Consider the following 13,969-nt stretch of genomic DNA (forward strand, 5'->3'; position numbering starts at 1 on the left):
GCGAGACGAAGAGGCCTGCGCGTCACCTTGCGCGAGGCGCCCGCGCGTTCAACTCTTGTACTTGATCGAACACCCGTACGGCCGCGTGCTCGCCATCGACACCGGTTTTCCGCCGAGCACTTCGCCCAGCGCCTGGTTCACGTAGTTGGTGGCGGTCTTGATGTCGTCGGCGCGCGCCGAGGCGATGCTGTCGATGCCGCCGGCATACACCAGCATGCCCTTGGGGTCGATGATGAAGATGTGGGGCGTGGTGCGCGCGCCGTAGACCTGGCCGATGACGCCGTCTTCGTCCATCAGCACGGCGGTGGGCGCGGCCTTTTGCGACTTCATCCAGGCGTCGAGCGCGCCGGCCTTCAGGTAGTCGCTGGCGGCGCGCTCGGTGGAGTTGATCGCGAGCCAGACCACGCCCTTGTCGGTGGCCGCCTTCTGCGTGGCCGGCATGTTGCCGCTGCCGTAGTGCTTGCGCACGAAGGGGCAGCCGGGGTTGGTCCATTCGAGCACCACGAACTTGCCCGCGAAATCGGACAGCTTGTGCTTGGCGCCGCTGGTGTCGACGGCGACGAAATCGGGCGCCTGCTGGCCCACGGCCGGCGCGGCAAAGGCGTTGGTGCCCATGAGGAAGGTGGCGCCCAGCGCCACGGCGGCGGCCACGACGGCGCGGCGGGATGCGCGGCTGAGGGCGGCGCGCGCCTGGCGCGCGGCACGAAGGGAGCGTGAGTCGACAGTGGGCGAAAGCGTCATGGCCAGCTTGAACTCCAAAACAAAATTCCAAACAACAACTGCAGCTTAGAACGGTTTCTTCAAGTGCGTGTGACAACCCATGACAGCGGCGTTGTCATCTTTTTTCAATTCACCGCATCGGCGCTCAAAGCGCTGCCAACGCGGCGCGCACCTCGTCTTTGCTGAGGATCTCGGTCAGAACGACGGGCGCCTTGCCCGGTGCCTGCAAGACATACACCGGCACGCCGCTGCGGCCCAGCGCGGTGAGCGCGGCGGTGATGGCGGGGTCGCGCCGGGTCCAGTCGGCGCGCAGCATGGCGACCTGCCGGGCGTCGAAGTCGGCGAGCAGCTCGGCGTCGGCCAGCGTGCTCTTCTTGTTGTACTGGCAGGTCACGCACCAGGCGGCGGTGAAGTCGATAAACACGGGCCGGCCCGCGCTCGACAAGTCGCTCACGCGCTGCGCGGACCACGGCTGCCAGCGGTCGCCGTCGGCCGGTGCCGAGGCCAGCTTGGCCGGCTCGGGCACCTGCACGATGTTGCGGCCGATGGCGCCGGCCAGCACGGCGGTGAAGGCGATCATCAGCGTGGCGATCACGAGCCGCGTGCGTCCGCGCAGCGTGAACGCCCAGACCACCGCAGCCAGGCACACCAGCAACGCGAGCAGCGTGCCCGCGCCGTCGATGCCGCTTTGCTGGCCCAGCACCCAGACCAGCCAGGCCACGGTCGCGAACATCGGGAAGGCGAGCAGGCGGCGCAGCGTGTGCATCCACGGGCCCGGCTTGGGCAGCAGGCGCGCCACGGCCGGCACGAAGCCCGCCACGAGGTAGGGCAGTGCGAGGCCGAGGCCCAGCGCCACGAACAGCATCAGCGCCTGCGTGGCCGGCAGGCCGATGGCAAAGCCCAGCGAGGCGCCCATGAACGGCGCGGTGCAGGGCGAGGCGATCACCACGGCCAGCACGCCGGACAGGAAGTCGTTGGCCAGCGGGTGCTTGGCCTGCGCGCTGCACACCGACTGCGGCGCCGCGCGGCCGAACTCGAACACGCCGGCCAGGTTCAGGCCGAGCAAGGTGAAGAGCGCCGCCAGCGCTGCCACCACGGCGGGCGACTGCAGCTGGAAACCCCAGCCGAGCTGCGCGCCGGCCGCGCGCAGCGCGAGCATGGCGCCGCCCAGTGCGAGGAACGACAGCATCACGCCGCCCGTGTAGGCCAGGCCCGCCTTGCGGTGCGCGCTGGCGTTGCCCGCCTGCCGCGCGAAGCCCAGCACCTTGATCGCGAGGATCGGGAACACGCAGGGCATGAGGTTGAGCAGCAGGCCGCCGAGCAATGCACCGAGCAGGGCGACCATGAAGGCGCCGGCGGGCTGGGCTTGCGCAGCAGCAGCAGGTGCAACGGCCTGTGCCGCGTTGGCCGCCAGCGCCGCCTGCAGCGCGGGCGACACCGCGGCGGCGCGCGGCGCGGCTGCGGCGGCGGGCCAGGTGCCCGACACCGGCGCCTCGGCGCGCCATGCCACGGGCTGGCCCGGCTGGCGATCGGCTTCGGCCAGGACCACCACGACGGGCATGACGGTGGGGCTTTCGCTGCGCTGGTCGGCCAGCGGCATGGTGGCGGTCCAGGTCGCGCCGTCCCAGTCCTGCGTCCAGTCCTTGCCCGACACGGCGGCGGTGCGGATCACCTCGGGCGTTTCGGGGAAGAACTCGAGCGTCTTGCCGCGCGCCGCGGCGGGCAGGCCGTCGAGGCGCACCTTCAGCTGCTGGCCGTCGACGGTGATGGCGCCTGGCGCGCCCAGCGGCTGCGGTTGCGCGGCGAGGGCGGTGTCGAAGGCGGCCTTGTTCAGCGCGGTCGAACCGCGCGTGGGTAGCGAGAGCGTGAACTCGCCCTCTTCAGGAATGCATTCCTTGCGGCAGACCAGCCAGGAGGCCTGCAGCTTGATGTCCATGGCCGGCGATCCGCCGGTGAGCGCCACGTCGGGCTTGTAGAGCGTCGAGACCTCGAGCGGCACCGGCAGCAGCACGGTGTTCTCGTAGCCGTAGTTGGCGAGCGTGCCGACCGGGATCTTCTTGGGCACCGGCCAGGCGATCTCGCCGGTCGAGACGCCGGCGGGCAGCGTCCACTTCAATTCCGTCGGAAGACCCGAATCGCCGGCGTTCTTCCAGTAGGTGTGCCACTCGGGCTGGTGGGTGATCTGCAGCCCGACCCAGACCGGCGCGCCGGGCGCCACGCCGTCGGGCGCATGGGCGACCAGTTCGGCGCGCACATGGGGGGTGGTGACCACGGCCCCGGTTTTCGGGGCCAGCTGTGCCGCAGCCGGCATGCAGGCTGCGGCGGTAGCTATCAGAAAGGGAGCGAGAGAGATGCGCGAAAGGATCATGCCGGTCAGTCGGAGCCAGAGGGCGGGGCGAAGTTCCTGGAGGCCGGGTCTTTCCGGGGGGCTCAGACGGCGGTGGCCGCGGGCCAGCCCAGGACCACGCGCCGGGTGGTCGCGCTCTTCTTCTCGATCTTGGTGACGACCATGGCGCCGATTTCCGCCGTGTTGGCCACGTGCGTGCCGCCGCAGGGCTGGAAGTCGATCGACGGCGCGCCGCCGTCTTCGCCCGTGCCGCCGATGCGGATGGTGCGCACCGTGCCCGTGCCGCGCGGCGGTTGCACGCTCATGCTCTTGACCAGCGCGGGGTTGGCGTCGAGCTCGGCGTCGGTGATGGCGCCCACGGTCAGCGGATGGGCGGCTTCGACCAGCTTCGCGAGGCCAGCGGTGAGCGTTTCCTTGTCGAGCGGGTCGGTGATGTGGAAGTCGATGCGCGCGTACTCGGGCGTGATCGAGCAGCCGTTCACCGGCACCGGCACGAGGTGGCACAGCAGGTGGCTCGCGGTGTGGAAGCGCATCAGCCGGTGGCGACGCTCCCAGTCGAGGCGGGCGGTGACGGTGTCGCCGGGCGCCAGCGCGGCCAGCAGCTCGGCCTGGTCGGGCGCGGGCACGTGGACGGACTCGGCGGTCGGCAGGCCCTCGGCGTCCTTGGCCTTGCGGGTGTCGGCGATGGCGATTTCGCGGCCGTCGGCGAGCACCAGCACGCCGGCATCGCCGGCCTGCCCGCCGCCCAGCGGATAGAACACGGTGCGGTCCAGCACGATGCCGGTGTCGTCGAGGCGCAGGATGCGGGCTTCACAGGTGCGCAGGTAGGCGTCGGCGCGGAACAGGTCGTCGGTCATGCGGCGATGGTAGCGACGATGCGCGAAGGAGGTGCGCGCACGCCGGAAAGCGCCCACGACCGACACGCCCGCGCCATGCGATTGCGCATGATCCGGCGGTCTGCGGCCGTCCGCCGCGCAAGGAATCTGCATGAACGCATTGCCGCACCGTCCCGTTCGCCTCGCCTTGTCCGCAGCGGCCATGGCCGCCGTGCTGCTCGTCGCCGGCTGCGGCGAGACCGCCAAGCTCTCGCCCGAACTCACGACCGGCCCCCGGCCACAGCTCGTCGATCCGAACAAGACGCTGATTCCCACCGTCAATGTGGCGCCCGCCGTCGGCTGGACCGACACCGCCGCGCCCACGCCCGCCGAAGGCCTGAGCGTGACGGCGCTGGCGCGCGGGCTGGACCATCCGCGCTGGGTCTACACCCTGCCCAACGGCGACGTGCTGGTGGCCGAAAGCAACAAGCCGCCCAAGCCCGAAGGCAGCGACACCGGCGGCCCGATCGCGAAGGTGCGCAACTGGGTCATGGGCAAGGTCATGGGCCGCGCGGGCGCCGGCGTGCCCAGCGCCAACCGCATCACCCTGCTGCGCGACGCCGACGGCGACGGCCTGGCCGAGGTGAAGCAGGTGTTTTTGTCGGACCTCGTCTCGCCCTTCGGCATGGCGCTGGTCGGCAACGAACTCTTCATCGCCAATGCCGACGCGCTCGTGAAGGTGCCCTACACCGAAGGCGACACGTCGGCCCGCGCCAAGCCGGTGGTCGTGACGGCGCTGCCCGCCGGCATCAACCACCACTGGACCAAGAACGTCATCGCCAATGCCGACGGCAGCAAGCTCTACGTCACGGTCGGCTCCAACAGCAACATCGGCGAGAACGGCATGGCGGCCGAAGAGGGCCGCGCCGCGATCTGGGAGGTCGATGCGAAGACCGGCGAGAAGCGCCTGTTCGCGAGCGGCCTGCGCAACCCCAACGGCCTGGGCTGGGAGCCCGAGACGAACACGCTGTGGACGGTGGTGAACGAGCGCGACGAAATCGGCAGCGACCTCGTGCCCGACTACCTCACCTCGGTGAAAGACGGCGCCTTCTACGGCTGGCCCTGGAGCTACTGGGGCGGCGTGGTCGATGCGCGCGTCACGCCGCAAAAGCCCGACCTCGTGGCGAAGGCGCTGGCGCCCGACTACGCGCTGGGCTCGCACGTCGCGCCGCTGGGACTGGTGTTCTCGAACCCGCGCGGCATGCCGCCCGAGTTCGCGAGCGGCGCCTTCATCGGCGAGCACGGCTCGTGGAACCGCAAGCCCAAGTCGGGCTACAAGGTGGTGTTCGTGCCCTTCATAGGCGGCAAGCCGAGCGGGCCGCCGGTCGACATCCTCACGGGCTTTTTGAGCGCCGACGAAAAGGCCCACGGCCGGCCGGTCGGCGTGGCGCTCGACAAGAGCGGCGCGCTGCTGGTGGCGGACGACGTGGGCAACGCGGTGTGGCGCGTGTCGCGCAGCAAGCCCAACTGAGGCGCGATCAGCGCTGGCGTGCCGACGACAGGCGCGGCACCAGCTGCGCCGCCGGCCCGTCGACGCGGCGCCGGCTGGTGTCACCGCGCAGGTGGTCGAACAGCAGCGCAATCGCCTGCTGCGCGACCTCGTCCAGGTGCAGGTCGACGGCCGTGAGCGGCGGCACGCAGGTGCGCGCGCGCAGGCCGTCGTAGCGCGTGACGACCATCACGTCGTCGGGAATGCGCCGGCCCGATTCGACAACCGCTGCCACCGCGCCCGAGGCGAAGGCGTCGACCGGCACGCAGAAGGCGTCGATGTCGGGGTGCGCCGCCAGCAGCGCCAGCGCGGCCTGCCGGCCGCCGTTCTCGCCCTCGGCCTCGTCGACCAGCGACAGCAGCGGCGCCTGCCCGTGTGCGGCGGCGAAGGCCTGGTAGGCCGCCTGGCCTTCCACATACGAGTTGCGCGCGGCCGAGCCGAGGATCATCGCGACCTTGCGCGCGCCCTGGTCATGCAGGTGTTCGAGCAGCAGGCGCGTGGTCTGGCCCGAGTGGATGTCGACATAGGGCGGCATCGCCGGTCCGTCGGCCGCTTCTTCGGCGGGCTTGCCGATGGCCACCACCGGCAGACCGCGCCGCAGCAGGTACGCCAGGTTGGGGTCGCCCGCCGAGGGCTCGATGACCAGTGCGCCGTCGACGTCGAGCAGTTCCATCGGCACGCGCCCGGTTTCCATGGGCGGCGCCAGCACCAGCGCCAGCCGGCGGTCGAGCGCCGCCGCCGCCGCCACGGCCGCCACTTCCATCAGGAAGCCGAGCCGCGACGGGCCGCCGGCGACCGCGAACGGCATCGACGACAGCAGCACGATCATGTGCGCCTCGCCCGTGCGCAGCCGCTGCGCGTTGCGGTTGGGCCGGTAGCCCAGCTTCAGCGCTGCCTGCTCGACGCGCGCGCGCGTTTCAGCATCGACCTGGCCCCGGGCGTTGAGCGCGTGCGAGACGGTGGTCGGCGACACGCCTGCTTCGCGCGCCACGTCCTTGATGTTTGCCCGCGGCGATGGATTGGTGCTCATCCCGTTGACCTTTTCGAAAAGCGGTGATTCAATTCCCAAATCGTTTTGGGGCTCGCTGCCACGGAATGTACTTCACCCGCTTCGGCGGCTTTTTTTGCCAGTGCGCCCAAATCGATTTGGGCGCGGTCCCGGTTCAAGGATTCCATGATGTCCCGTGTTCCCGATGCCTCTGCTGTGCCTTCTGTCGTGCCTGTCGACACGCCTTCTGCAACCACCGCCTCGGTGGCCCCGGTCGACGCGATGCTGCCCCTGTCGCAACTGCTGCTGTTCGGCCTGCAGCACGTGCTGGTGATGGCGGCCGTGCCCATCACGTCCGTGTTCCTCGTGGCCAAGGCGCTGGGGCTGGACTCCGCGCTCACGGTCAATCTGATCAGCGCCACCTTTCTGCTGTGCGGCGTGGGCACCTTGCTGCAGTCGTTCGGGCCGTGGAAGTTCGGCGCGCGCCTGCCGTTCGTGATGGTGCCGGGCGGTGCGCCCATCGTGATGTTCGTGACCATCGCCCAGCAGCGCGACCTGCAGACCGCCTCGGGCGCGGTGATCCTCACGGCGCTGTTCTACTTTCTGGTGCTTCCGGTGTTTGCGCGCTGCCTGCGCTTCTTTCCGAAGATCGTCATCGGCACCTTGCTGCTGCTGGTGTCGATCAACCTCGTGAAGGTGTACGGCGGCATCATCGCGGGCAAGGCGGGCACGTCCACGTTTGCCGATCCGGTGAACATCGGTTTGGCGCTTGCCACCATCGGCTTCACCGTGCTCTTCGCACGCGTGTTCAAGGGCACGCTCGGCCAGCTCGCGGTGCTGCTGGGCCTGCTGGCCGGCACGGTGCTGGCCGCGGCGTGCGGGCTGATGGACTTCAGCGGCGTGGCCACCGGCCCCTTCTGGAGCGCCCCGACATTGCTGCCTTTCGGCATGCCGCGCTTCGACCTCGTGGCGGCCGTGCCGCTCCTGATCTTCAGCATCATCTCGATGGTCGAGGCCACCGGGCAGACCGTGGCGGTGGCCGACGTGGTGGGCCGCAAGATCGATCCGCGCGACGTGGTGCCGCGCACCATCCGCGGCGATGCGCTGGTGTCGCTGGCAGGCGGCTTCTTCGGCACTTCGATGATCATCACCAGCGGCGAGAACATCGGCATCGTGCGCGCCACCAACGTGCGCTCGCGCTACGTGACGGCCGCGGCCGGCGTGATCCTGGTCCTCATCGCGCTGTCGGCGCCGCTGGGCCGGCTGGCCAGCGCCATTCCGTCGGCCGTGGTCGGCGGCACCGCGATGGTGGTGTTCGCGATCATCGGCACCATGGGCATCGACATGCTGCGCAAGGTCGACCTGCACGAGCGCGGCAACATGTTCGTGCTGGCCGGCGCGCTGACCATGGGCCTGCTGCCCATCGTCGTGCCGGGCCTGTACAGCCGCTTTCCCGACACGCTGCAGCTGGTGCTGGGCAACGGCCTGGCCATGGGCTCGCTCACGGCGGTGGTGCTCAACCTGGTGTTCAACCGCGTGAAGGCCGACAGCCCCGCCATCGCGCCGTCGCCGCAATGAGCGACGCGCGCCTCTCCCTTTCCTTTCCCGTTCTTTCTTTTCACCATGTCTCCTGAACTCGATGCCGCGCTCTTCGCGGCCGACGAGCTGCTGCTCGTTCCCGACCACCTGATGCTGCGCGACGGCCCCGCCACCGGCCATGCCGTGCGCATCGAAGGCGGCCGCTTTCGCGACGTCGGCCCCGCCGACGCGCTCATCGCCCGCCACCCGCATCTCACGCCGCAGCTCCTGCCCGGCAAGCTGCTGATGCCCGGCATGATCGACGCGCACCACCACCTCACGCAGTCTTTCGGCAAGTCGCTGGCCTATGGCGAGCCGTCGGAAATCTTCCGCCGCGTGTGGGTGCCGCTTGAGTCGAGCCTGGACGACGAGTTCGTCTACATGGCCTCCAAGCTCGCGGCGCTCGAATCGCTGCGCGGCGGCTTCACCACCGTGTGCGACGCGGGCACGCGCGCACCGGGCGACATCGGCGCCGTGGCCGCGGCCGTGAAGGAAGCCGGGCTGCGCTGCGTGCTGGGCCTGATCTGCAACGACGGCGGCAACGACAGCACTGCCGCTGATCGGCAGGCGATCCAGTCGCACGCCGCGCAGTTCCTGCAGCAGTGGTCGGGTGCGGATCTGGTGCATCCCTCGCTCGCCATCTCGGTGCCCGAGGCGGCCTCCGACGAGATGCTGGTTGCCGTGTCGGCCCTGTGCGCCGAGGCGCGCACCGTGTTCCAGACGCACGTCAACGAACACCTCGCCTCGGTCGAGCGCTCGGTGGTGCAGCGCGGCAAGCGGCCGCTGGAACTGCTGGCGCACCTGGGCGCGCTCGGCCCGCAGGTGCTCATTGCGCACGGCACGCTGGTCACGCCGTCGGAACTCATGGTGCTGCGCGACACCGACACCGCCGTGAGCTACAACCCCGTCGCCAGCCAGTGGAAGGGCAACGCCGTGGCGCCCGCAAACCTGATGGCCGCGCTGGGCATCCGCTTCGGCCTGGGCACCGACGCCACGCGCAGCGACGCCTTCCGTTTGATGGATGCCGCCGAGGCCGCGCAGAAGCTGGCCTTCGGCATGGCCATCGGCGATGCGTCGAGCGGCGGCGGCTGGACCTGGTTCGACCACGCGACGCACGAAGGCGCGCGCGCCGTGGGCCTGGGCCACCTCACGGGCGAGATCGCCGTGGGCAAGGCGGCCGACTTCCTCATCGTCGATGTCGACACGCCCGAGATGTGCACCTCGGTCGACCTCACGTGGGACCTCGTGCGCCTGGGCAATCGCGACCAGATCGTGGCCGTGTTCGTCGACGGAAAACTGCGCCTGTGGGAAGGCTGGCCGCCCGACTGGGACGCACGCGCGCTGCAGCGGCAGCTCGCACACGTCGCCCACGCGGCGATGGACCGCGCGCCCATCGTGCGCCTGCATCCGCCGGCCGCCGCGCACCGCCGCCTGGCCACGGAGCGGCATTCGCAGTGAGCGCGCAGCACCTCTTTCTCGTCTCGATCGCCGTGCTGATCGCCGCCTTCGTGCAGGGCGCGACCGGCGTCGGCTTTGCGCTCATCGCCGCGCCGGTGATCGGCATCGTGCGTCCCGACCTGCTGCCCGTGTGTGTGCTGGTGCTGATGCTGCCGCTGAACTTCTACGTGATGTGGCGCGAGCGCGGCGCCATCGACCGCACCGGCGCCAGCTGGATCACCGGCGGGCGCCTGCTCGGCACCGTCGGCGGTCTATGGGTGCTGGCGGCGTTGAGCGCGAGCCACCTGTCGCTGTTCGTCGGTGCATCAACCATCGCGGCGGCGCTCGTCACGTTGATGATGCCGGCCTTCTCGCCGGGCCGCACCGCCTTCGTGGCGGCGGGGCTCGTCACCGGCGTCACCGAAACCGCGACCGGCATCGGCGGGCCGCCGCTGGCGCTGGTCTACCAGCACCAGCCGGCGCCCACCATGCGCTCGACGATCGCGCTGTGCTTCCTGGTGGGTGAGCTGGTGTCGCTGGCCACGCTGATGGTGGCGGGCCGCATCGACGGCTCACAGCTTTACGCAGCAGCCCAGTTGCTGCCCGCGCTCGTCGTGGGCGCGGTGCTCAGCCGCGTGGTGCATCGCCGCATCAACGGCCGCGTGTTGCGGATCTTCGTGCAGGTGTTTGCGATCGTGTCGGGCGCCGCGCTGCTGATGCATTCATTCTGAGGCGCTGTGCGCGGCCTGCCATGCCGCGCGGTCGATGCGGAACAGCCGATGACGGCGCAGCACATGGCCTTCAGGCACCGCCGGATGGTCGAAGGCGCCGGGCAGGTCCTCGTGCATGCCGAGGCGTGCCATCACCGCGGCCGAGCGCACATTGCCCTCGGCTGTGAACGCCACGATCTCGCCGAGCCCGAGTTGATCGAACCCGACCTGCAGCGCGCCGCGCGCTGCTTCGGTCGCGAAGCCCTGGCCCCAGCTGGCACGCGCAAGGCGCCAGCCGATCTCGACGCAGGGCGAGAACGGCAGCGCGGCCATCGGCACGTTCAGACCGGTGAAGCCGATGAACTCGCCCGTGTCCTTGCGCTCGACGGCCCAGAAGCCCCAGCCGTGCTCGGCGATGCGGGCCTTGACGCGCGCGGCCATCGCGTCGCTGTCGGCGCGGGTGGGCAGGGGCAGCAAGAACTCCATCACCGCCGGGTCGGACGCCAACGTGAAAAATGGCGCGAGATCGCTCTCGCGCCATTGGCGCAGCCGCAGGCGCGGCGTGTCGAATTCGATGAGGGGCGGGTGTGTGCTTTCTTCGGTCATGCGACCGATTGTGCGCAGATCAGAACCCGGCCAGAACCACCTTGCCCTGTGCCTTGCCGCTCTCGATGAGCGCATGTGCCTTCTGCAGGTTCGCGGCGTTGATGGTGCCGAAGCTCGCATTCGCCGTCGTGCGGATGCGGCCCGCGTCGACCAGCGCGGCCACTTCGGCGAGCAGCTTGCCTTGCTCGGCGATGTCGGGCGTGGTGAAGCGCGAGCGCGCGAACATCATTTCCCAGTGCAGCGAGATGCACTTGGTCTTCAGCGGCATCGCGTCGAGCACCTTCATGTCGTCGATCACCGCGAGCTGGCCCTGGGGCTTGAGGCTTTCGATGATCTGCGCGTAGTGCTGGTCGGTCTGCGTGAGGCTGGCGACCATGTCGACCTCGTCGATGCCCGCGGCCTTGAGTTCGGCGGCGAGCGGCTTCGAGTGGTCGATGACGACGTGCGCGCCCAGCGCCAGGCACCATGCGCGCGTTTCGGCGCGCGAGGCGGTGGCGACGACGCGCAGCTTCGTGAGCTGGCGTGCGAGCTGGATGAGGATGGAGCCCACGCCGCCCGCGCCGCCGGTGATCAGCAAGGTCTGGCCTTCGCCGCCGTCCTTGGGCACCTGCAGGCGGTCGAACAGCAGTTCGTACGCGGTGATGGTGGTCAGCGGGAGTGCGGCGGCTTGGGCGTCGTCGAGGCTCTTCGGTGCGAGGGCGGCGATGCGCTCGTCGACCGCATGCAGCTCCGAATTGGCGCCGGGTCGAATGATCGAGCCGGCGTAGTACACGCGGTCGCCGACCTTGAAGTTCTGCACGCCGCTGCCGATGGCTTCCACGGTGCCGACCGCGTCCCAGCCCAGCACCTTGGCCTGGCCGGCTTCGGGGGCGGCGTTCTTGCGGACCTTGGTGTCGACCGGGTTGACCGACACGGCCTTCACACGCACCAGCAGGTCGCGCGCGCCGGGGACCGGGGCGGGGAGCTCGATGTCCTGGAGCGATTCGGGGTTGTCGATGGGGAGGGGCTGGTAGTAGCCGATGGCTTTCATGGGAGGGACCTTTCTGGAACGATGGCTCGACTGTAGGATGGCAACGGCCATTTGATAAGCCGGCGCGGAACAGCAACACCTTCAAATGAAAATTGAAAATACCTCGGACCTGCGCGTGCTCGTTCAGACGGCGCGCGGCGGCACGCTCACGGCGGCGGCGCACGCGCTGGGCATCACGCCGGCGGCAGCCAGTGCCACGCTCAAACGGCTGGAGACGCAGCTTGGCGCGCGGCTGTTCGAGCGATCGACGCGGGCGATGCGCCTCACGCCGCAGGGGCAGACGCTGCTCGACTATGCGGTGCGGGCTTTCGAACTGCTGGATGAGGGCGAGTCGCTGGTCACTGCGGATCGCGGCGAGTTGGTCGGCACCTTGCGCGTGGCTGCGCCTTCGGACCTGACGCGCAGCACGCTGCTGCCCTGGTTCGATGAATTCCTTGCGCTGCATGGCGGGGTGCAGCTGTCGCTGTCGGTCGGGGACCGTCCCTTGGATGTGATGCGTGACGAGGTCGATGTGGCGCTGCGTTATGGGGCGCTGGCCGACTCGCGGCTGGTGGCGCGGGCGTTTGCGATGACGAATCCGCTGCTGACGGCATCGCCCGACTATCTGCGGCGGCATCCTGCGCCGAAGGTGCCGCAAGACCTGGTGCATCACAACTGCCTGACTTTCAACCGCGGCGGGCGGCGGCATCGCGTCTGGCGATTTGCGCAGAACGGGCAGTGGACGGAAGTGCGGGTGAATGGGAATCGCAGTGTGGACGATGCGTCGCTGGCGAGGGAGTGGGCGGTGGCGGGGTATGGCGTCACGCTGAAGTCGGCGCTGGATGTGCGGGATGACATTCGCAGCGGGCGGCTGGTGCACCTCATGACGGATTGGCAGACCGAGCCTTATCCGTTGCATGCGCTGCTGCCGAGTGGGCGGTTCGTGCCGGCGCGTGTGCGGGCGTTTGTCGATTTCCTCGCGCTGAAGTTCGAGGGGTTGTTGGCTGGGGTTTGAGGCTGCTGGCCGGGACTCGCCCCGGCGGGCGACTCACTTTCTTTGCTTCGCCAAAGAAAGTAAGCAAAGAAAGGCGACCCCACTGTCCGCGTCCCTCCGCTTCGCTGCGGGCAACCTGCGGTGCTCGCGTTTCGCGGGGTCTTGCAGAACTCGCCTGCGGCTCAAACAACTGCAAGCCCTGATCCGCGAAACGCTCCGCTCCTCGGCGCGGCCAGAGGGGAGGGGGGAGTATTCGGGCCATCGCTTCGCTCGGCCTGGGAGATCGCATCACTGCGTTCGCTTCCGGATTCGTTCTCCGGGCTTACTCCCTCTCCCTCTGGGAGAGGGTTGGGGTGAGGGCAGCGGCCTTCGAACTCGCGATGTCCGTTGCCACGCCGACACCCTTTCTCATCAAATCATCGGCGTCACCGCCCCATCCATCGCCACGATCGCCCCCGTCACATAGCTCGCCTTCGCCGACGCCAGGAACAGCACGGTGTTCGCCACTTCCTCCGGCGTCGCAATGCGCCCCAGCGGCAAGCGCGCCGTCGCACGTTCCAGCGCCTCGTCCGTGCCGATCCCCGCCAGCTTCGCATCGGCCTTCATCCCTTCCTGCAGCCGCGCAGTCAGCGTGAGTCCCGGGTTCACCGCGTTCACGCGCACGCCCTTCGCCGCATAGGCCGCAGCCATGCCCGCACTCACCAGCATCAGCGCCGCATTGGCCGCGCCGCCCGCCATGTGCACCGGGCTGGCGACCTTGCCGCCCTGGCCGATGACGTTGACGATCGCGCCGCGGCCGCGGGTGCCCATGCGCTTCACGACCGGGTCGATCATGTGGATGTAGGTGAAGTATTTGGCGTCCATCGCGTCGTGCCACGCGGCGGGCGTGAGTTCGTCGGGCGGGGTGCGGCGCGCGGCGCCTGCGGAGTTGACGAGCACGTCGACGGGGCCGAAGGTTTGTTCGGCGGCGTCGAGTGCGGCGACGGCGCTGGCGGGATCTTTCAGGTCGGCGGCGTGCAGGGAGACGCGGCCTTCGGCCTGCGGGAATGCGGCGATCAGCGACTGCTGGCCCTGCTGCAGGTTCTGCAGGTCGCGCGAGACGAGGCTCACGCGCGCGCCTTCGCGCAGGAAGCCCAGCGCGCAGGCCAGGCCGATGCCCTTGCTGCCGCCGGTGATGAGAACGTGCTGGTCCTGGAGCTGGAGGTCCATGTCGGGG

General features: G+C 69.7%; 12 protein-coding genes. 5 read left to right on the plus strand and 7 right to left on the minus strand.

The window, feature by feature from the left end; all coding sequences use genetic code 11:
- Positions 1-48 precede the first annotated feature (48 nt).
- From RZE79_RS03270 to RZE79_RS03280, 3 genes are all read right to left on the minus strand, one after another.
- Positions 49-741, minus strand: coding sequence for a redoxin domain-containing protein (locus tag RZE79_RS03270; protein ID WP_319358996.1), 693 nt, complete (start codon positions 739-741; stop codon positions 49-51).
- A gap of 124 nt (positions 742-865) precedes the next feature.
- Positions 866-3,088 (minus strand): protein-disulfide reductase DsbD family protein, encoded by a 2,223-nt coding sequence (locus RZE79_RS03275; RefSeq protein ID WP_373696533.1) that lies wholly within the window; start codon positions 3,086-3,088, stop codon positions 866-868.
- A gap of 62 nt (positions 3,089-3,150) precedes the next feature.
- Positions 3,151-3,924 (minus strand): alanyl-tRNA editing protein, encoded by a 774-nt coding sequence (locus RZE79_RS03280; RefSeq protein ID WP_319358998.1) that lies wholly within the window; start codon positions 3,922-3,924, stop codon positions 3,151-3,153.
- A 130-nt stretch (positions 3,925-4,054) separates the two neighbouring features.
- Here RZE79_RS03280 and RZE79_RS03285 point away from each other — a divergent pair, with 130 nt between their 5' ends.
- Positions 4,055-5,413: a sorbosone dehydrogenase family protein gene (locus tag RZE79_RS03285; protein WP_319358999.1), complete on the plus strand. Its 1,359-nt coding sequence runs from the start codon at positions 4,055-4,057 to the stop codon at positions 5,411-5,413.
- A gap of 7 nt (positions 5,414-5,420) precedes the next feature.
- On the opposite strand, the gene RZE79_RS03290 is transcribed toward RZE79_RS03285, so the two are convergent.
- Positions 5,421-6,461, minus strand: a complete 1,041-nt coding sequence (locus RZE79_RS03290; protein ID WP_319359000.1) for a LacI family DNA-binding transcriptional regulator — start codon at positions 6,459-6,461, stop codon at positions 5,421-5,423.
- 240 nt (positions 6,462-6,701) lie between these two features.
- On the opposite strand from RZE79_RS03290, the gene RZE79_RS03295 reads away from it, so the two are divergent.
- Genes RZE79_RS03295 through RZE79_RS03305 form a run of 3 tightly spaced genes read left to right on the plus strand, consistent with a single transcriptional unit; the run spans position 6,702 to position 10,165 of the window.
- Positions 6,702-7,997, plus strand: a complete 1,296-nt coding sequence (locus RZE79_RS03295; protein ID WP_319361079.1) for a solute carrier family 23 protein — start codon at positions 6,702-6,704, stop codon at positions 7,995-7,997.
- Positions 7,998-8,042: 45 nt separating this feature from the next.
- The gene (locus RZE79_RS03300) at positions 8,043-9,455 is read left to right on the plus strand and encodes an amidohydrolase family protein (protein ID WP_319359001.1); all 1,413 of its coding nucleotides are present in this window, start codon (positions 8,043-8,045) and stop codon (positions 9,453-9,455) included.
- Complete coding sequence (locus RZE79_RS03305; protein WP_319359002.1) at positions 9,452-10,165, plus strand: sulfite exporter TauE/SafE family protein; 714 nt, start codon at positions 9,452-9,454, stop codon at positions 10,163-10,165. The genes RZE79_RS03300 and RZE79_RS03305 overlap by 4 nt, the downstream gene beginning before the upstream one ends.
- On the opposite strand, the gene RZE79_RS03310 is transcribed toward RZE79_RS03305, so the two are convergent.
- Together RZE79_RS03310 and RZE79_RS03315 are read right to left on the minus strand one after the other, a co-directional pair.
- Positions 10,157-10,750, minus strand: coding sequence for a GNAT family N-acetyltransferase (locus RZE79_RS03310; RefSeq protein ID WP_319359003.1), 594 nt, complete (start codon positions 10,748-10,750; stop codon positions 10,157-10,159). The two genes, RZE79_RS03305 and RZE79_RS03310, sit on opposite strands and share 9 nt — an antisense overlap.
- A 19-nt stretch (positions 10,751-10,769) precedes the next feature.
- A complete protein-coding gene (locus tag RZE79_RS03315; protein ID WP_319359004.1) occupies positions 10,770-11,780 on the minus strand; it encodes a zinc-binding alcohol dehydrogenase family protein in 1,011 nt (336 codons plus the stop codon).
- 85 nt (positions 11,781-11,865) lie between these two features.
- On the opposite strand from RZE79_RS03315, the gene RZE79_RS03320 reads away from it, so the two are divergent.
- Positions 11,866-12,774 (plus strand): LysR family transcriptional regulator, encoded by a 909-nt coding sequence (locus RZE79_RS03320; RefSeq protein WP_319359005.1) that lies wholly within the window; start codon positions 11,866-11,868, stop codon positions 12,772-12,774.
- 390 nt (positions 12,775-13,164) lie between these two features.
- On the opposite strand, the gene RZE79_RS03325 is transcribed toward RZE79_RS03320, so the two are convergent.
- Positions 13,165-13,962: an SDR family oxidoreductase gene (locus RZE79_RS03325; RefSeq protein WP_153280787.1), complete on the minus strand. Its 798-nt coding sequence runs from the start codon at positions 13,960-13,962 to the stop codon at positions 13,165-13,167.
- Positions 13,963-13,969 lie beyond the last annotated feature (7 nt).

Source organism: Variovorax sp. EBFNA2 (assembly GCF_033802765.1).
GTDB lineage: Bacteria > Pseudomonadota > Gammaproteobacteria > Burkholderiales > Burkholderiaceae_C > Variovorax > Variovorax paradoxus_H.